This window comes from Limimaricola cinnabarinus (assembly GCF_047631075.1).
GTDB lineage: Bacteria > Pseudomonadota > Alphaproteobacteria > Rhodobacterales > Rhodobacteraceae > Limimaricola > Limimaricola cinnabarinus.
This window is the reverse complement of record NZ_JBLHYX010000006.1, coordinates 92,353-110,177: the sequence shown is the minus strand read 5'-3', so window position 1 is coordinate 110,177 and position 17,825 is coordinate 92,353. Positions and strand designations below refer to the sequence as shown.

Sequence of the window (17,825 nt, the reverse complement as noted above, 5' to 3'; positions counted from 1 at the left end):
CTTGAACTCACCCGCGGGCGTAACGCTCGAGGGTGGCGGCGACGCCGTCGGTCCAGAGCGCCCTGATCTGCCGGGCGAAGGCATCGGCGAAGGCGGGCTGCTGTCCCAGATCGCCGAAGACGGTCTCGTTCGACAGGAACGCGGCGGGATCGTCCTTGGCAGCGATCGCGCGGGTCTTCAGCTCCTCGGCGTGGTCGTCGTTCGGCGCGAGCGCCTCGCCCGCATCGTTGGTGCCGGCGCAGTAGCGGCACCACAACGCCACTTCGAGCGCAAGGCCATCGACATCGCGGCCTGCCGCCAGCGCATCGCGGATCACCGGCAGCACGAATTTCGGCTGCCGGTTCCAGCCGTCGAAGCACAGCCGCGGGATCGTGTCGCCAATCTCGGGGTTCGAGAAGCGCTCTTCGATCTTGCGGCGATAGGCTTCGAAATCGACACCCTCGATCGGCTCGAGCGTCGGGATGATCTCCCGCGCCTCAAGCGCCGCGAGCCAGGACTTGATCCGCGGATCGGCCATGGCGTCATGCACGAAATGATGGCCCAGCAGCGCCGAAGGATAGGCGATGGCCGCGTGGCCGCCATTGAGGATGCGCAGCTTCATCAGCTCGTAGGGCGCGACATCGGCCACGAACTCCGCCCCGACCTTTTCGAGCGCCGGACGGCCTTGCGGGAAGTTGTCCTCGAGCACCCATTGGCGGAACGGCTCGCAGGCGACCGGCACCGCATCGACGAGGTCGAAGCGGTCCTTGACCAGCGCGCGCTCGCGGTCCGAGGTTGCGGGGGTAATGCAATCGACCATCGAGTTCGGGAAGGCGACGTTGTCGGACACCCAATTCGCGAATTCCGGGTCCGACAGCTCTGCCAGCCCGACGACCGTCTGCTTGGCCACGTGCCCGTTCTCGGGCAGGTTGTCGCAGGACATCACAGTGAAGGGGGCCGTGCCCGCATCGCGGCGCTGCCTGAGCGCGGCGAGGATCATGCCGAAGGCAGTCTTCGGCGCGTCAGGGGTCTCGGCGTCGTGGCGAATGTCGGGATGGGACGCGTCGAAGCCGTTGGTCTTGGCGTCGACGAACCAGCCGCCCTCGGTCACGGTGAGCGACACGATGCGGATCGCCGGATCGCTCATGCGCGCGACGAGCTTGGCCGCATCGATCTCGGTGAAATCGATCATGGCACCCGTGACGCGGGCCGAGAGACCGGCAGGGTCGAGCTCGACCACGGTGGTGAGCCAGTCCTGCTTTAGCAGCAGGTCCCGCATCCGCGAGTCGCCGGCGCGTACGCCCGCGCCGCTGATCGCCCAGTCGTGATCCGCCCCGGTCGAGAACAGCCGATCGAGATAGACGGCCATGTGGGCGCGGTGAAAGTTGCCGACGCCGATATGCACGATGCCCGCCGAAAGACCGGCGCGGTCGTAGCTCGGCCCTTCGACGCCTTCGGGGAGGCGATCGAGGGCAGCGGCGTTGAGATCAATGGCCATGTCAGCCTCCTGTAGGAAAGGGATGAGCCGTCAGCTCATCCATTGGCCGCCGTCGACGTTGTAGGTCTGCGACACGATATAATCGGCCTCGTCCGAGGCCAGGAACACGGCCATGCCGGTCAGATCGGCAGGCGTGGCGAAGCGTCCGGCGGGCACGCCGGCGGCGACCTCGGCCTTCTTCTGGCCGGGCTGCTTGCCTTCGAGCCTCGCGAACATGCCATCGACATGCTCCCAATGTTCGCCGTCGACCACGCCGGGTGCGATGGCGTTGACGTTGATGCCGTGCTTGATGAGGTTGAGCCCCGCCGACTGCGTCATTGAGATGACGGCTGCCTTGGTCGAGCAATAGACCAGCACCAGCGGCTCACCGCGACGACCGGCTTGGCTCGCCATGTTGATGATCTTGCCGCCATGGCCTTGGGCGATCATCTGCCGGGCGGCGGCCTGCATGGTGAAGAGCGCGCCTGCGACGTTGACGGCGTAGAGCTTGTCGAAGCTCTCGCGCGTGATGTCGACCGTCTCGGCCGCGTCAAAGAGGGCTGCGTTGTTGACGAGGATATCGATCTTGCCTGCGGTCTCGACAACCTGCGCGATAGCGGCGTCGATGCTGTCCTGATGGCTCACATCCATCTGCACCGCATAGGCGGCATCGCCGATCTCCGAGGCGGCGGCCTGCGCCGCCTCGAGATTGATGTCGGCGATGGCGACGGTCGCGCCCTCCTCGGCATAGCGCTTGGCGAAAGCCAGCCCGATGCCGCGCGCGGCCCCGGTGATCAGCGCGGATTTTCCCGCCAGTTGGGTCATGCGATCCGCAACCCCTGTGCGTCGAAGCGGTGGATCTTGTCGGCCTGCGGCGTCAGATAGACGGTGTCGCCGTGATGCAGACCCACCTCGCCACCGGCCCGGATGGTCAGCGTTTCGGCCAGACCCGTGTCGTGCACGTGGAAGAAGGTGTCCGAGCCCAGATGCTCGGCCACGCCGATCCGGCCCTTCCAGGCGCCGTCGGTGGGTGAGACGTCGATGTGCTCGGGACGCACGCCGATGGTGGCGGCGTCGTGCTTGCCGGCCTCCGCGCCGTCGATCAGGTTCATCTTGGGGCTGCCGATGAAACCCGCGACGAAGGTGTTGCGCGGCGCCTTGTAGAGTTCGAGCGGGCTTCCGACCTGCTCGATGTTGCCGGCGCGCAGCACCACGATCTTGTCGGCCATGGTCATCGCTTCGACCTGGTCGTGGGTCACGTAGATCATCGTGGTATCGAGCTTCTTGTGCAGCTCGGAGATCTCCATCCGCATGCCGACGCGCAGCGCCGCGTCGAGGTTCGACAGCGGCTCGTCGAAGAGGAAGGCCGCCGGTTCGCGGACGATGGCCCGGCCGATCGCGACCCGCTGGCGCTGGCCGCCCGAAAGCTGGCCGGGGCGGCGGTCGAGATAGTCGGTGAGGTTGAGCGCGCGCGCCGCGTTGTCGATGCGCCGCCTCTGCTCATCCTCGGGCATGCCCGCCATCTTCATCGGGAAGGCGATGTTCTTGCGCACCGACATATGCGGGTAAAGCGCGTAGCTCTGGAACACCATTGCCAGGCCGCGCTTGGCGGGCGGCAGGTCGGTGGCGGGTTTACCGTCGATGCGGATCTCACCGGCGGTGACGTCTTCCAGCCCGGCGATCAGCCGCAGAAGCGTGGATTTGCCGCAGCCCGAGGGGCCGACGAAGACGACGAATTCGCCGTCATTGATGGTGAGATCGAGAGGCGGGATGACCTGAACGTCGCCGAACTGCTTGGTCACCTTGTCGAGCGTGATGCGTCCCATTGGTGTCTTCCTTATTTCACTGCGCCGAAGGTGAGCCCGCGGACGAGCTGCTTCTGGCTGAACCAGCCGAGGATGAGGATCGGCGCGATGGCCATGGTCGAGGCGGCCGAGAGCTTCGCGTAGAACAGGCCCTCTGGGCTCGAATAGCTGGCGATGAAGGCGGTGAGCGGCGCGGCCTTGGCCGCCGTGAGGTTGAGCGTCCAGAACGCCTCGTTCCAGGCGAGGATGACGTTGAGGAGCAGCGTCGAGGCGATGCCCGGCACGGCCATCGGCGTCAGCACGTAGATGATCTCGTCGCGCAGGGACGCGCCGTCCATCCGCGAGGCCTCGAGGATCTCGCCCGGGATCTCCTTGAAGTAGGTGTAGAGCATCCAGACGATGATCGGCAGGTTGATCAGCGTCAGCACGATGACGAGGCCGGTCTTGGTGTCGAGCAGGCCGAAGTCCCGGAAGATCAGGTAGATCGGGATCAGCACGCCGACCGGCGGCAGCATCTTGGTCGAGAGCATCCACATCAGCACGTTCTTGGTCTGCTTGCCCGGCACGAAGGCCATCGACCAGGCGGCGGGGATCGCGATGATCAGGCCCAGCACGGTCGAGCCCAACGAGATCACGACCGAGTTCCAGAAGTGCCGGAAGTAGTTCGAGCGCTCCAGAACAGTGGAGTAGTTCTCCGTGGTCCAGTTGAAGAACAGGAACGAGGGCGGTGAGGAAATCGCCTCTGCCTCGGTCTTGAAGCTGGTGATGATGGTCCACAGGATCGGGAAGAAGATCGCGAAACCGATGATCCAGGCGAGGATGGTGTAGCCGGCCTTGCGGCGGGTGGAGACGGCGCGAGCCATGTCAGACGCTCCCTGTGTTCGGCATGCGGTGCGATGGGCGGGGGTGGCGCGGGGTCAGGCCCCGCGCGGCGAAGGTGATGTGCTTAGGCATCGAGGTTCTTTCCGATCATCCGCATCAGGAAGATCGCGACGATGTTGGCGAGGATGATCGCGACCACACCGCCGGCCGAGCCGCCGCCCACATCGAAGTTCAGAAGCGAACGAGCATAGACGAGGTAGGTCAGGTTGGTGGAGGCCACGCCCGGACCGCCATTGGTGGTCACCAGGATCTCGGCGAAGACCGACAGCAGGAAGATGGTCTGAATCAGGATCACCACGGTGATGGCGCGGCTCAGATGCGGCAGCGTGATGTACCAAAAGCGCGAGAGCGGCGAGGCCCCGTCCATTTCGGCCGCTTCCATCTGCTCGGAATCGAGCGACTGGATCGCGGTGAGCAGGATCAGCGTGGCGAAGGGCAGCCACTGCCACGACACGATGCCGATGATCGAAGCCAGAGGCGCGTGGGTAAGGAAATCGAAAGGTTGCAACCCGACTGCCTTGGAAAACTCCGCGAAGAGCCCTGAGACCGGGTTCATGAACATGTTCTTCCAGACCAGCGCCGAGACGGTGGGCATGACGAAGAAGGGCGCGATGACGAGGATGCGCACGATCCCCTGCCCCCAGATCGGTTGATCGAGCAGGATCGCCAGCAGAATGCCTCCGACCACGGTGACGATCAGGACGCCGCCCACGAGCAGCAGCGTGTTGATCAACGCGGTGAAGAAGGCCGGGTTGTTGAAGAACAGCTTGTAGTTGAGGAATCCCACGAAGCGTTCGGTGCCCGGCATCAGCAGGTTGTACCGCAAAAGCGAGAAATACACCGTCAGGACCAGCGGCACGATCATCCAGATCAGCAGCAGTCCGACGGCGGGCGAGATCATGATCCGCGCGGCGGAGCGGGAATGTTGGGTGGCCATCGGTCTCTCCGATTGTCAGGACGGGCGGCGGCACGCCGCCCCCAGGCCCGGTCGCGCTTGGGGCGGCCGGAGGGGACGGCGGGCGGCAGCCCGTAGCGATGGTGGTGAGGGGGCGGTCGTCGGGGTCGTCTGGGTAGGGTGGCGAGGCCGGCCGGGAGGGTCCGGCCCCGCCTGTCAGGCAGGGATTACTGTCCGTAACCCGCAGCCTGCATCTCCTGCGAGGTCAGATCCTGAGCCGCACTGAGCGCCTCTTCGGCCGACATCTGACCGGCGAGTGCTGCCGACATCTGCTGACCTACCGCGGTGGCGATGCCCTGGAACTCGGGGATCGCGACGAACTGCACGCCGGTATAGGGCACGGGGTCCACGGTCGGGTTGTTCGGATCAGCCGCGTTGATGCTCTCAAGGGTCATCTGGGCGAAGGGAGCCGCGTCCAGATACTCCTGGTTTTCGTAGAGCGAGGTGCGGGTGCCCGGCGGCACGTTGGCCCAGCCTTCGTTCTCGGCGACGAGCGATGCGTACTCCTTGGAGGTCGCCCAGGCCACGAAGGTCTTGGCGGCGTCCTCGGCATCGGTGCCCGCGGGGATCGCCAGCGACCATGCCCAGAGCCAGTTGCCGCGCTTGCCCAGACCGTTGTCGGGGGCCAGAGCGAAGCCGACCTTGTCGGCCACGGTGCTGTCGTCACCGGTCACGAAAGAGGCCGCCACGGTGGCGTCGATCCACATGCCGCACTTGCCCTGCTGGAACAGTGCGAGGTTCTCGTTGAAGCCGTTGTTCGCGGAACCCGGGGGGCCGTATTCGTTCAGCAGCATCAGGTAGTCGTCGAGCGTCGCCTTCCATTCGGGGCTGTCGAACTGCGGGGTCCAGTTCTCGTCGAACCAGCGCGCGCCGTAGCTGTTGGACATGGCGGTGAGGAAGGCCATGTTCTCGCCCCAGCCGGCCTTGCCGCGCAGGCAGATACCGTAGACCTCGTTCTCCTTGTCGGTCATCGCCGCGGCGGCTTCTTTGATGAAGTCCCAGGTCGGCGCGTCGGGCATCTCGAGCCCGGCCTCTTCGATCAGGTCGCTGCGGTACATGACCATCGAGCTTTCGCCGTAGAACGGCGCGGCATAGAGCGTGCCGTCGATCGACAGACCGCCGGCGATGGCGGGCAGGATGTCGTCCGCATCGTAGTCCTCGGGGAGGTCGTCGAGGGCCACGAGCCAATCCTGCTTGGCCCAGATCGGAACCTCGTAGGTGCCGATGGTCATCACGTCGTACTGGCCACCCTTGGTGGCGATGTCGGTGGTCACGCGCTGGCGCAGCACGTTCTCTTCAAGGGTCACCCAGTCGAGTTCGATGTCGGGGTGCTGCTCCGTGAAGTCCGAAGCCAGTTCCTGCATGCGGATCATGTCACCGTTGTTGACGGTGGCGATGGTCAGCGTCTCGGCCTGCGCGATGGCAGCCATGCCGCAAAGGGCGGTGGCCCCCATGAGGGCGCGGGTAGTGTTGGTCATATCTCTCCTCCCAAAGTCCGCCAGGGCAATTGCCTAGCTGATGGGCAATTACTCACCCATCTAGTGAGTCGTGTCAAGAGGAACGCATGACGGCATTGCGCCACGCGCATGGTTAATGATTGGTAACTGGCCATGATGTGATGCCCGGCAGACTTCGCTTTCCGGCATTCCGCCCCTAGACTTCAGGGACATCAGGAAGGGCCGCGACGCATGGACGAGACGACAGGAACAAGTCTTGCGGAGACGCGCGGCCTGCGCCAATCGCGAGAAATCGAAGCGCATCTGGCATGGCTCGACAGTTTCACCGGCACCGCGCTGGGCGTGCTGTCGGTGGCCAGCGGCATCTATACCTATCTCGGCGTGTCGTCTCTGCTCGACGATACAGGCGCGCTTTCCGTCTTCGCGGCGATGGCCTATTCAATCGCCGTCTCGGTCGGCATCTTCGTCTTCTGGTCCTACATGCTGCGGCTGTTGCCGGCGGTACGCTCGGCGGCTTCGCGGATCGGGCTGATGGTATCGATGGCGCTTGGGTCGCTTGCCATCGTCGCGATGTCGTCATGGCTCAACGCCGCCGCTCTCGCGGGCGCCGCTGCGGTGGAACAGCACCTCGCGACCACCGTGCAGGAGTACCAGAACGCGCTGGAGCGGGCGAACACCATCGCCATCTCGGCCCAAGGCCTCGGTCGCGACGTGGCGCGCGTGCGCACGAGCTTCGAAGATCTGGGCGAACAGGAGGCCTCCGGCGGACTGTCCGGTTTCGCCGGGCGCGGTGCGGTGTTCCGACTGCTGCGTCAGAAATCCGACGAGCTGACCGCCTTGGAGACACAGATTGCCAGCCAGCAGCCGCTGCTCGATGCGGCCTTTGCCGAAGGCAACGCGACGCTGAGCCGGATGCGCGCGCTGACCGTGGCCCCCGGCCCGGTCGAGACCCGTTCGGTCGAGTTCTCCGAGGAAGCGGTACGCCTCGCGGGCGTCATCACGACGCTGCGTCAACTCTCGGTTGCCCCCCTCGTGGCGCGAGCGGCGCGCGATCTCTCGGCCTCGGTGGTGCTGCCGCAGCTCGATGGCGGCGACGACGCGGCGCGGTCCGGCCAGCAGGCGACGATCGATTCGGTGCTCACCGTTCTGGGCCAGCGCGCCCAGACGCTCGCCTCTGCCGCCGATACAGTGATCGCCATGCCGCCGCCGCCCGACACGACCTATACGCCGATCTCCGCCGCCGATGCGGTGATCCTCTATGCGCGCAACTTCGTGCCCTCATGGGCCGGCGCCATCGCCATCGACCTGCTGCCGGCGGTTCTCGTGCTGATCGTGTCGGTGGCGCAGGCGGCGGTGCGCTCGGGGCGCGAAGGCGTGGCTGTCGAAGAACAGATGACGCTATCGGAGTTGCGCGGCGCCTTGCTCGCTCTGCGCGAGATCGAGGCCACGGCGCCCGCCCCTGCCGCTCCTGCCGATAGGCCACCTTCGGACGCGGCCGATCCGTCAGAGCCGCCGCGCCCGGTCGACCTCGCCCGGCCCGCCGAATGAAGGGTCCGCGCCGTTGGCTCGTCGCTGTGCTCGCCGCCGAGGTGGCGATCGGCGCGCTGCTGTTCGGCGGCGATCTCGCCCGCGCGCTGCCGCGTATCGCATGGCCCTCGACCGCGCCCGGGCTCACCGAACCGGTGCGCCCCGGTGACCAGACCCGGCAGTTCCGCCCCGACCGTCTTCCCACCCGCGACCCTGCGCGCGAGGAACCGGGCGGCAGGCCCCTGCCCGACACTGGCGACATGCCTGACAGACTGCGCATGGAACCGGTCGCTGACGGCATCAGGCTCAGGGGTCGGATAGCTCCAGGCGATGCGGTGCGGCTGACGCCCCTGCTCGACGCCGCCGATCCCCGCCCCGCCATCGCTTGGCTCGACAGCCCCGGCGGTTCGGTCGCGGACGCGCTCGAACTTGGGCGGGTGCTGCGGAACGAAGGCATCGACACCGCTCTCTCGGCCGAGGCGGTCTGCCTTTCGGCCTGTCCCTATCTGCTTGCGGGCGGTGCGGCGCGCCGGGTGGCCGAGGGCGCATGGGTCGGTGTGCACCAGCACTACTTCGACCAGAACGCCGCCCTGCCCGCCATCTTCGCGGTCGAGGACATTCAGCGCGGACAGGGCGATGTGATGGAATACCTGATCGAGATGGGGATCGATCCGGCGCTGATGCGCCACGCGCTCGTCACGCCGCCCGACGAGATCTACCTGCTCCTGCCCGAGGAGCTGGAGCGCTACGGGCTGACCACGCCCGATCCCGCCGGTTGAACACCGCCTCCGCACGCGCCTCTTGACGCGGCGCGTCCGCCTGTCACAAGGCGACCATGAGCACCGGCGCCCTTACGATCGACCTCGACGCGCTCGCCGCAAACTGGCGGGCGCTTGATTCCATGACCGCCTGCGAGACCGGCGCGGTCGTCAAGGCCGATGGCTACGGTCTCGGCGCGCCCCGCGTGGCCCGCAGGCTGGCGCAGGAAGGGGTGCGACGCTTCTTCGTGGCGGTGGCCGAGGAAGGCGCGGTCCTGCGCCGCGCATTGGGCCCCGAACCCGAGATCTACGTGTTCTCGGGGCATATGGAAGGCGACGGCCGCAAGCTTGCCGGTGCGGCGCTGATCCCGATGCTGAACTCGATCGAACAGCTGGCCCGGCATCTCGAATCGCTTCCCGGTCACGCCTTCGGCATCCAGCTCGACACCGGCATGAACCGGCTCGGCTTCGAATGGGCCGACTGGTCCGAAGCCGCGGGCATCGCGCTCGACCATGACCCGCTCTGGCTTACCAGCCACCTCGCCTGCGCCGACGAGCCCGATCACGGGATGAACAGCTACCAACTCGACATCTTCCGGCAGATGACCGACGGACTCGGCGTGCCGCGCTCGCTTTCGGCGACGGGCGGCATCCTGCTCGGCCCCGACTATCATTTCGACCTGACCCGTCCCGGCATCGGCCTTTACGGCGGACATCCTTTCGATGCCGCGCAGCCGGTGGTCCGGCTCGATCTGCCGGTGGTGCAGTGCCGCAACCTGATGGAGGGCGAGGTGGTGGGCTATGGCAACGCCTGGCAGGCGGAGCGCCCGAGTCGCATCGCAACCGTGTCGGGCGGATACGCCGACGGGCTGCTTCGCGCCCTTTCGGGCCGCGCCACCTTCTATCATGGCGACACGCCCTGCCCGCTCGTCGGTCGGGTGTCGATGGACCTCATCACCGTCGACATCACCGATCTGGGCACCGACCCTGATTTCCTGACCCTACTGGGTCCGGCTCAGGGCGTCGATGCGCTGGCACGGGTCGCCGGGACCATCGGCTACGAGGTCCTGACCTCACTCGGATCGCGGTACACGCGGCTCGACAATTCGGGATGATCCCGCCGCGATTTGGGCGATCTGTTCGCACATAGCGACAATAGGATCACAATTTTTGGTGATCATGCGCTTTGAGGAACCGGCGGAGACCCGCCGAGGTTATGGTGGAAACTGACACATCCGTGCCGGAGACCGCCCGTGACACAGACGAACCAGACCGCTTTCGCCACCCGCGCCATGCAAATGATCGCGATGACGATGTTGGCCCTTGCTGCCACCGCCGCCGCCGCCGCCACGATCGCGGCGGCGCTGGGATACCTGCCATGGCTCGAACTCACCGCCCGATTCGGTGAGACGACGCTGCCATGGGCCGGGATGGCGCTTCAGATCTTCCTGACGGTGCTGCTGGTCACGCTGGTGTTCTTCCTGCCCTCCGCAAGCCGCGTTCTCGCGCTCGAAAACAGCCACCGCAATTTCCGCGTCTCTATGAACGACGTGGCGCGCGCCTATCATGTCGCCCACACGGCGGATCGCGCCGGTGTCTTCACCATGTCGTCCGAATTTGACGCGGTGCGCGAACGGCTGGCCTTCCTGCGCGATCATCCCGATTTGGGGCATCTCGAACACGACGTGATGGAAGTTGCGGCCCAGATGGGCGAGCAGGCGCGTGATCTGGCGGATATCTATTCGGATGAAAAGGTTTCTCGCGCCCGCAAATTCCTTGCCCAGCGTCAGGAAGACGCCGAGCGCCAACAGGAACGAATAGTCGAGGCGCTGCATGTGTGCCGCGAGATGAAGCGTTGGGCCGATCAGGTCGAGCTCGAGGAAAGCGTCGTCGCCAGCCAGCTCGCGCAGCTCGACGACCAACTGCAGGCGATGCTGCCGGAACTGGGTTTCGAGCCGCCGCGCCGAGCCGAGCCGTCGGACACCGCGATGCCCGAGGAAGCCCCCAAGGTCGTCAACATGAAGCCGGCGGCGGAATAGGCTCCGAGCGGTCAGGGCCTGCCGTCAACGCAAGGTGAACATTAATGGCCCGGCGCATCGCGCCGGGCCATTGCTCGTGGTGCCATGATCGGGGAAAAGAGCAGCATGGCCAAGGATCTCAACTATGTCTGCACCGAATGCGGCGCGACTCATTCGAAATGGTCGGGGCGCTGCGACGCCTGCGGCGCGTGGAACACCATTCAGGAAGAGACGCCGCTTACCACCGGCCCCGGCGCAAAGGCGATCGGCGCGCATCGTGGTCGCAAGGTGACACTGACCGACCTCGCCTCCACCCCCGAAGCGCCGCCGCGCACCATGTCCGGCGTGGCCGAACTCGACCGCGTGTTGGGCGGTGGTCTGGTGGCGGCCTCGGCGCTGCTGGTCGGCGGCGATCCCGGCATCGGCAAATCGACGCTGCTGCTGCAGGCCGCCGCGCGCTTCGGGCGCAACGGTCTCAAGGTAATCTATGTCACGGGCGAGGAATCTGCGGCGCAGGTGCAGATGCGGGCGCAGCGCCTCGGGCTGACCGACAGCCCCGTGACGCTGGCCGCCGAAACCAACCTGCGCGACATCTTGACCACTCTCGACGCCGAACGCCCCGACCTCGTGATCATCGATTCGATCCAGACCATGTGGTCCGACAAGGTCGAGGCGGCCCCCGGCTCGGTCTCCCAAGTGCGTACCGCGGCGCATGAGCTGACGACCTTCGCCAAGACACGCAACATCGCCGTGATCATGGTCGGCCACGTCACCAAGGAAGGCACGCTCGCGGGTCCCCGCGTGGTCGAGCATATGGTCGATTGCGTGCTCTATTTCGAGGGCGAGCGCGGGCATCAGTTCCGCATCCTGCGCGCCCACAAGAACCGCTTCGGCCCGGCCGACGAGATCGGCGTGTTCGAGATGACCGGCAAGGGCCTCGCCGAGGTCAAGAACCCCTCGGCACTGTTTCTCTCCGAGCGCGACACAGCGACGCCGGGCTCGGTGGTCTTTGCAGGTATCGAAGGCACGCGGCCGATCCTGTGCGAGATTCAGGCGCTGGTCTCCCCCGCCCAGCCCGGTCAGACGCGGCGCTCGGTCGTCGGTTGGGACGGCGGAAGGCTGGCAATGATCCTCGCGGTGCTCGAAAGCCGCTGCGGCGTCTCTTTTGCCGGGCTCGACGTCTATCTCAACGTCGCGGGCGGCCTGCGCATCGGCGAGCCCGCCGCCGATCTCGCCGTGGCGGCGGCGTTGATCAGCGCGCGCGAAGACGCCGCCCTGCCGGTCGATTGCGCGATCTTCGGCGAGATTTCTTTGTCCGGGGCGGTGCGTCCGGTGGCGCAGACGGAAAACAGGTTGAAAGAAGCTGCGAAACTTGGTTTCACGCAGGCCATCCTGCCACAGCGCCCCAAGCGCCGCGCCGGGACGGAAACGGCGGCCGGGCTGGACCTGCGCGAAATGCGCGACCTGCCGGGATTCGTCGATACGGTGTTCGGTCTGGCGCCCGGCGAACGGGAATAAGGGTTCTCATGGAAAGTTTCACGATCATCGACGGCATCGTCGCGCTCATCGTCGTGGTGTCGGCACTTCTCGCCTATTCGCGCGGTCTGGTGCGCGAGGCTCTGGCCATCGCGGGCTGGATCGGCGCGACCGTCCTCGCCTTCATCTTCGCCGATCAGGTGCGCCCGCTGGTGCGCCAGATCCCGGTGGTAGGCGATTTCATCGGCGACAGCTGCGAATTGTCGATCATCGCCGCCTTCGCGGTGGTCTTCGCCATCGCACTGGTGCTGTTCTCGATCTTCACCCCGGTCTTCTCAGGCGCGGTGCAGCGTTCCGCCTTGGGTGGCATCGATCAGGGCCTTGGTTTCCTGTTCGGCGTGGCGCGCGGCGTGCTGCTCGTGGCGGTGGGCTTCTTCGTCTACGAGGTGATCCTCTCGGCGCAGCAGATCCCGATGGTCGAGAACAGCCGCGCGGCGGCGGTATTCGGTCAGCTTACCCAAAGCTTCACCACCGAAGAGCCGCAGGCGGCGCTGGCATGGGTGACGCTGCAATACGAGCAGCTCGTCGGCCTGTGCGGCACCCCCGCCTGATCTCAGAGCAGAAAGGCGCGGATGGCATAGGCCACCGCGCCGACCGTGGCCACGCCCATCGCCCAGAGCGCCACGAACCAGATGATCCGCCGCAGCATCAATGATATCCCTTTTCGGGATCGAGCTTGCCGCGGAACACCCAGTAGGCATAGCCGGTATAGGCGAGGATGATCGGCACCAGAACGATCGCGCCGACGAACATGAAAAGCTGGCTCTTGGCCGGCGCCGCCGCCTCCCACAAGGTAATCTGCTGCGGCACCGCCAATGGCCAGATCGAGATCCCCAGCCCAAGAAAACACAGCGCGAAGAGCACCAGCCCGAGGATGAAGGGGAGCCGATCCCGCTCGGGGTGGAACAGCGTGCGCAACAACAAGAGCGCGATCCCGGCGATCAGGATCGGTACCGGCGCGGTCAGCGCGAGTTGCGGCCAGCCGAACCAGCGCGCGGCATAGCCCGCACCGAGGAACGGCGTCGCGAGACTGACCGCGAAGATGCCGATGATCGTCGCGAAGAAGAAAACGCGCGCCATGACCCGCACCCGGTGCTGAATCTCGCCTTCGAGCTTCATGTTGAGCCAGCAGGCCCCCAGAAAGGCGTAGCCCGCCACCACCGACACGCCGCACAGCACCGAAAACGGCGTCAGCCAATCCCACCAGCCACCCGCATAGGCCCGGCCCTCGACCTCGATGCCCTGCAGGAACGCGCCCAAAATGATGCCTTGGGCCAGCGCCGCCGTGACCGATCCACCAATGAAGGCCGCGTCCCAGGCGCGCTTCGACAGGCGCGACGTGGCGCGCCAGCGATATTCGAACGCCACGCCCCGAAAGATCAGCGCCAGCAGCATCGCGATGATGGCCGGGTACACGGCGGGCATGATGATCGCATAGGCCAGCGGAAAGGCCGCGAAGAGCCCGCCGCCGCCCAAGACCAGCCATGTCTCGTTGCCGTCCCAGACCGGGGCGACCGAGTTCATCATGATGTCGCGGTCCTCTTTCTCCCGGAAGAACGGGTAGAGGATGCCGATCCCGAGATCGAAGCCGTCGAGCACGACATAGACGAAGACCGAAAAGGCCAGCAGCAGCGCCCAGGCGACGGTGAGGTCGATGGAGTAGAACATCAGTTGGCCTCCGGTGCGATGTCGTGGCCGCTTTCGCGCATCTGCCGATCGGGGTTGATGCCCGAGCTGCGGATCGGGCCGGGCTCGACCCGGACGCCGCGCTCGCCCAGCGCCGGGGCATGGTGCATGAGCTTGAGGATGTAGGCGACGCCCGCGCCGAAAACGACGAAATAGATCACCACGAAGGCGATGAGCGAGGTGCCGACCGCGCTCGCCCCCAGCGGCGAATGCGCTTCGGCCGTGCGCAGCGCGCCATAGACGACATAGGGCTGGCGGCCCACCTCGGTGGTGATCCAGCCTGCGATCACCGCGACCAACCCCGAGGGTCCCATCACCAGCGCGGCGCGATGCAGCCACTTGGCATCGTAAAGCCGCCCGCAAAACCGCGCCCAGAGCGAAAGCACCCCCACCCCCAGCATCGCGAAGCCCAAGCCCACCATGATCCGAAAGCTCCAGAACACGATGGCGACGGGAGGCTGATCCTCACGCGGGATCGTGTCGAGCCCGTCGAGCGGTGCATCAAGGTGATGCTTGAGGATGAGCGAAGACAGCTTGGGGATGCCGATGGCATAATCCAGCGTCTGGTTTTCTTGGTCGGGAATGCCGAAGAGATAAAGTGGCGCGCCGTCAGGATGGCTCTCGAAATGCCCCTCCATCGCCATGACCTTGGCCGGCTGATGCTCGAGCGTGTTGAGACCATGCGCGTCGCCGAGGAAGATCTGGATCGGCGCGACGATCGCCGCCATCCACATCGCCATGGAAAACATGGTCCGCACGCCGGGGTTCTGCCGCTCGCCACGCAGCAGGTGCCACGCACCCACCCCGCCGACGATGAAGGCGGTGGTAAGATAGGCGGCCGTCAGCGTATGCGCGAGGCGGTAGGGGAAAGACGGGTTGAAGATGATCGCCCACCAGTCCTCGGGCACGAATTGGCCGTTCTCGGCGATGGAAAAGCCCTGCGGCGTCTGCATCCACGAGTTCACCGAGAGGATCCAGGTGGCCGAGATCGCCGTGCCGACCGCCACCATAAGGCACGCGAACATGTGCAGGCCGGGGCCGACCTTGTCGCGCCCGAAGATCATGATGCCCAAGAACCCGGCTTCGAGGAAGAACGCCGTCAGCACCTCATAGGCCATGAGTGGCCCGATAACCGGGCCGGCCTTGTCAGAGAACACCGACCAGTTGGTGCCGAACTGGTAGGACATGGTGATGCCCGACACGACCCCCATCGCGAAGCAGATCGCGAAGATCTTGAGCCAGTACTTGAACAGCCGCAGATAGGCCTCGTCCCGGCTCCACAGGTAGAGCGCGTTAAGCACCGCCAGAAAGCTCGCCAAGCCGATCGAAACCGCCGGAAAGATGAAGTGGAAGGCGACGGTGAAGCCGAACTGCATCCGGGCCAGTGTGACCGCGTCGAAGCCGAGAAAGGTGTCCATGGGCGAAATCCTTCTGCCTGATCCTGACTTAGGGACAGGGCGCGGGGAAGCAACGCGACATCGTGCCCCCCTATGTGGGAGGCTGCAACGCGCCTCGCGGTGGTGGCGGTCGGGCACGGGCGCGACAACGTGACCGCGAAACGCCTGCTTCGCCTTGCGCAGCGGCGCGCGACAGGGCATTGGGCGACCCGACGGAAAGGATGATATGATCCTTTCGTGACACTCGCACGCAGAGGCCGTACACGGTCTTCGCAACGCACCGGATTCGGAGCCAGCCAGATGCGCGATTTTCCCGCCCACCCCTTCGATGACGACAAGCTCAGGGAGGAATGCGGCGTATTCGGCGTCATCGGCGTCTCGGACGCCGCGAATTTCCTCGCTCTGGGCCTGCATGCGCTGCAGCACCGCGGACAGGAAGCCGCCGGCATGGTCACCCATGACCCCGATGCCGGGTTCTGCTCGGCCCGCCGCATGGGATATGTGCGCGACAACTTCACCTCGCGCGAGGTGCTCGAAACCCTGCCCGGCACGCTCGGGATCGGCCATGTCCGCTACTCGACCTCCGGCCACAAGGGCCAGACCGCGATCCGCGACGTGCAGCCCTTCTTCGGGGAGTTCTCGATGGGCGGCGCCGCCGTCGCCCATAACGGCAACCTGACCAACGCCACGGCGCTGCGGCGCGAGTTGATCGAGCGCGGCTCGATCTTCCAGTCCTCGTCCGACACCGAATGCATCATCCACCTGATGGCGCGCTCCATGGGCCGGTCCATCCCCGACCGCATGGAAGAGGCGCTGCGCAAGTGCGAGGGCGCGTTCTCCATCGTTGCGATGACCCGGACCAAGCTGATCGGCTGCCGCGACCCGCTGGGCGTGCGTCCGCTGGTTCTCGGCAAGCTCGGCGATGGCTGGGTGCTGTCGTCCGAGACCTGTGCGCTCGACATCGTCGGGGCCGATCTGGTACGCGAAATCGAGCCGGGCGAGATGGTGGTCATCACCACCAACGGCGTCGAGAGCAACTTCCCCTTCAAGAGCCGCGCCTCGCGCTTCTGCCTGTTCGAGCACGTCTATTTCTCGCGTCCCGACAGCATTCTCGGCGGCCGCTCGGTCTATGAGACGCGCCGCCAGATCGGCATCGAACTGGCTCGCGAAGCGCCCGTGGAGGCGGATCTCGTCTGCCCGGTCCCCGACAGTGGCACCCCCGCCGCGATCGGCTTCAGCCATGAGAGCGGCATCCCCTATGGCATGGGGATCATCCGCAACCAGTACATGGGCCGGACCTTCATCGAGCCCTCCGAGCAGATCCGCAACATGGGCGTGCGCCTCAAGCTCAATGTCAACCGCGCGCTCATTCGCGGCAAGCGGGTGATCCTCGTCGACGACTCGGTGGTGCGCGGCACCACCTCGCGCAAGATCAAGGAGATGATCCTCGACGCGGGCGCGGCCGAGGTCCATTTCCGCATCGCCTCTCCGCCGACCGCCTGGCCCTGTTTCTACGGCGTCGACACGCCGGAGCGCGAAAAGCTGCTGGCCTCGCATATGAGCGAGGAGGAGATGCGCCGCCATCTTGACGTCGACAGCCTGAAATTCATTACGCTCGACGGTCTCTACCGCGCGGCGGGCGTGGCTGAAGGCCGCGATCCCCAAGCTCCGCGCTATTGCGACGCCTGCTTCTCGGGGGACTATCCGGTCGTCCCGGCGGACATGATCGAAAAGGGCTTCCAGCTCAAGACTGCGGCGGAATAATCCCTCGGTTCAGCGATCCGTCGGCTCCTCCCAAGGGGCGGGCTCCTCGGCCGAACTTCGGCTCCGGGCATCGTTCGCGAACGCCGCCTCAAGATCGTCGATCTCCACCTTGCCCATCTCCATGAAGGCTTGCGCGACCCGGCCTGCCGCGTCGCGATCCGCCTCTGCCAGCAGTTTTGGCAGGGCGGTTGGCAGGATCTGCCACGAGAGGCCGAACCGATCCCGCAGCCAGCCGCAGCGTCCGCCTTCGCCACCCTCGGCGGTCAATGCCGACCAAAGCCGGTCGATCTCGGCCTGATCGCGGGCCAGAACGGAGATAGGCACGGCTTCGGTCAAACGAAGATGCGGACCCGCGTTGAGGGCGACATAGCCGATGCCACCAAGCGTGAATTCGATCACGCTCGGACTTTGATCCGCCTCCGAGTAGCGCACGCGGTCGATCCGGCTATCAGGCAGGAGCGACACGTAAAAGCGCGCTGCCTCCTCGCCCTGCGTATAGAACCACAGGCAAATCCTCTGCATCTTTCGTGTCATCCGCGCCCTTCCGTCCTGCAGGACAGATAGCACGCGATGGCCTCATGTCT

Annotated in this window: 17 protein-coding genes; 7 read left to right on the top strand and 10 right to left on the bottom strand. The window is 65.9% G+C overall.

What is annotated here, in order from left to right; translation table 11 throughout:
- Nucleotides 1–7: 7 nt before the first annotated feature.
- From ACJASC_RS06890 to ACJASC_RS06865, 6 genes are all read right to left on the bottom strand, one after another.
- Complete coding sequence (locus ACJASC_RS06890; RefSeq protein ID WP_415144666.1) at nt 8–1,477, bottom strand: mannitol dehydrogenase family protein; 1,470 nt, start codon at nt 1,475–1,477, stop codon at nt 8–10.
- Nucleotides 1,478–1,507: 30 nt separating this feature from the next.
- Entirely contained in the window at nt 1,508–2,281 is a 774-nt protein-coding gene (locus ACJASC_RS06885; protein ID WP_021695721.1) for an L-iditol 2-dehydrogenase, read from the bottom strand.
- Nucleotides 2,278–3,282, bottom strand: a complete 1,005-nt coding sequence (locus ACJASC_RS06880; protein ID WP_415144663.1) for an ABC transporter ATP-binding protein — start codon at nt 3,280–3,282, stop codon at nt 2,278–2,280. Before ACJASC_RS06880 ends, ACJASC_RS06885 begins: the two co-directional genes overlap by 4 nt.
- An 11-nt stretch (nt 3,283–3,293) precedes the next feature.
- A complete protein-coding gene (locus ACJASC_RS06875; RefSeq protein ID WP_415144661.1) occupies nt 3,294–4,124 on the bottom strand; it encodes a carbohydrate ABC transporter permease in 831 nt (276 codons plus the stop codon).
- An 83-nt stretch (nt 4,125–4,207) separates the two neighbouring features.
- Nucleotides 4,208–5,080, bottom strand: coding sequence for a carbohydrate ABC transporter permease (locus ACJASC_RS06870; RefSeq protein ID WP_021695516.1), 873 nt, complete (start codon nt 5,078–5,080; stop codon nt 4,208–4,210).
- A 185-nt stretch (nt 5,081–5,265) separates the two neighbouring features.
- The gene (locus tag ACJASC_RS06865; RefSeq protein WP_021695517.1) at nt 5,266–6,576 is read right to left on the bottom strand and encodes an ABC transporter substrate-binding protein; all 1,311 of its coding nucleotides are present in this window, start codon (nt 6,574–6,576) and stop codon (nt 5,266–5,268) included.
- A gap of 210 nt (nt 6,577–6,786) precedes the next feature.
- Between ACJASC_RS06865 and ACJASC_RS06860 the strand changes: the two genes are divergently transcribed.
- The 6 genes from ACJASC_RS06860 (at nt 6,787) to ACJASC_RS06835 (ending at nt 12,945) form a co-directional block, all read left to right on the top strand.
- Nucleotides 6,787–8,103 carry a hypothetical protein gene (locus tag ACJASC_RS06860; protein WP_415144658.1) on the top strand — a complete coding sequence of 439 codons (1,317 nt, stop codon included), beginning with the start codon at nt 6,787–6,789 and terminating at the stop codon, nt 8,101–8,103.
- Nucleotides 8,100–8,861 (top strand): COG3904 family protein, encoded by a 762-nt coding sequence (locus ACJASC_RS06855; protein ID WP_415144656.1) that lies wholly within the window; start codon nt 8,100–8,102, stop codon nt 8,859–8,861. Before ACJASC_RS06860 ends, ACJASC_RS06855 begins: the two co-directional genes overlap by 4 nt.
- A gap of 56 nt (nt 8,862–8,917) precedes the next feature.
- Nucleotides 8,918–9,955, top strand: coding sequence for an alanine racemase (gene alr / locus ACJASC_RS06850; protein ID WP_415144654.1), 1,038 nt, complete (start codon nt 8,918–8,920; stop codon nt 9,953–9,955).
- 138 nt (nt 9,956–10,093) lie between these two features.
- Entirely contained in the window at nt 10,094–10,879 is a 786-nt protein-coding gene (locus ACJASC_RS06845) for a DNA repair protein (RefSeq protein WP_415144652.1), read from the top strand.
- Nucleotides 10,880–10,984: 105 nt separating this feature from the next.
- Entirely contained in the window at nt 10,985–12,376 is a 1,392-nt protein-coding gene (gene radA, locus ACJASC_RS06840; RefSeq protein WP_415144650.1) for a DNA repair protein RadA, read from the top strand.
- 8 nt (nt 12,377–12,384) lie between these two features.
- Complete coding sequence (locus ACJASC_RS06835; protein WP_021695523.1) at nt 12,385–12,945, top strand: CvpA family protein; 561 nt, start codon at nt 12,385–12,387, stop codon at nt 12,943–12,945.
- 2 nt (nt 12,946–12,947) lie between these two features.
- On the opposite strand, the gene ACJASC_RS06830 is transcribed toward ACJASC_RS06835, so the two are convergent.
- The 3 genes from ACJASC_RS06830 to ACJASC_RS06820 are packed head-to-tail and all read right to left on the bottom strand — an operon-like array spanning nt 12,948 to nt 15,498.
- Nucleotides 12,948–13,043, bottom strand: coding sequence for a DUF2474 family protein (locus ACJASC_RS06830; protein ID WP_045320442.1), 96 nt, complete (start codon nt 13,041–13,043; stop codon nt 12,948–12,950).
- Entirely contained in the window at nt 13,043–14,062 is a 1,020-nt protein-coding gene (cydB, locus tag ACJASC_RS06825) for a cytochrome d ubiquinol oxidase subunit II (protein ID WP_021695564.1), read from the bottom strand. Before cydB ends, ACJASC_RS06830 begins: the two co-directional genes overlap by 1 nt.
- The gene (locus ACJASC_RS06820) at nt 14,062–15,498 is read right to left on the bottom strand and encodes a cytochrome ubiquinol oxidase subunit I (protein ID WP_415144647.1); all 1,437 of its coding nucleotides are present in this window, start codon (nt 15,496–15,498) and stop codon (nt 14,062–14,064) included. Before ACJASC_RS06820 ends, cydB begins: the two co-directional genes overlap by 1 nt.
- A 279-nt stretch (nt 15,499–15,777) precedes the next feature.
- Between ACJASC_RS06820 and purF the strand changes: the two genes are divergently transcribed.
- Nucleotides 15,778–17,241, top strand: a complete 1,464-nt coding sequence (gene purF / locus ACJASC_RS06815; RefSeq protein ID WP_415144645.1) for an amidophosphoribosyltransferase — start codon at nt 15,778–15,780, stop codon at nt 17,239–17,241.
- A 9-nt stretch (nt 17,242–17,250) separates the two neighbouring features.
- Here purF and ACJASC_RS06810 read toward each other — a convergent pair whose 3' ends face one another.
- Nucleotides 17,251–17,763, bottom strand: coding sequence for a VOC family protein (locus ACJASC_RS06810; protein WP_021695567.1), 513 nt, complete (start codon nt 17,761–17,763; stop codon nt 17,251–17,253).
- Nucleotides 17,764–17,825 lie beyond the last annotated feature (62 nt).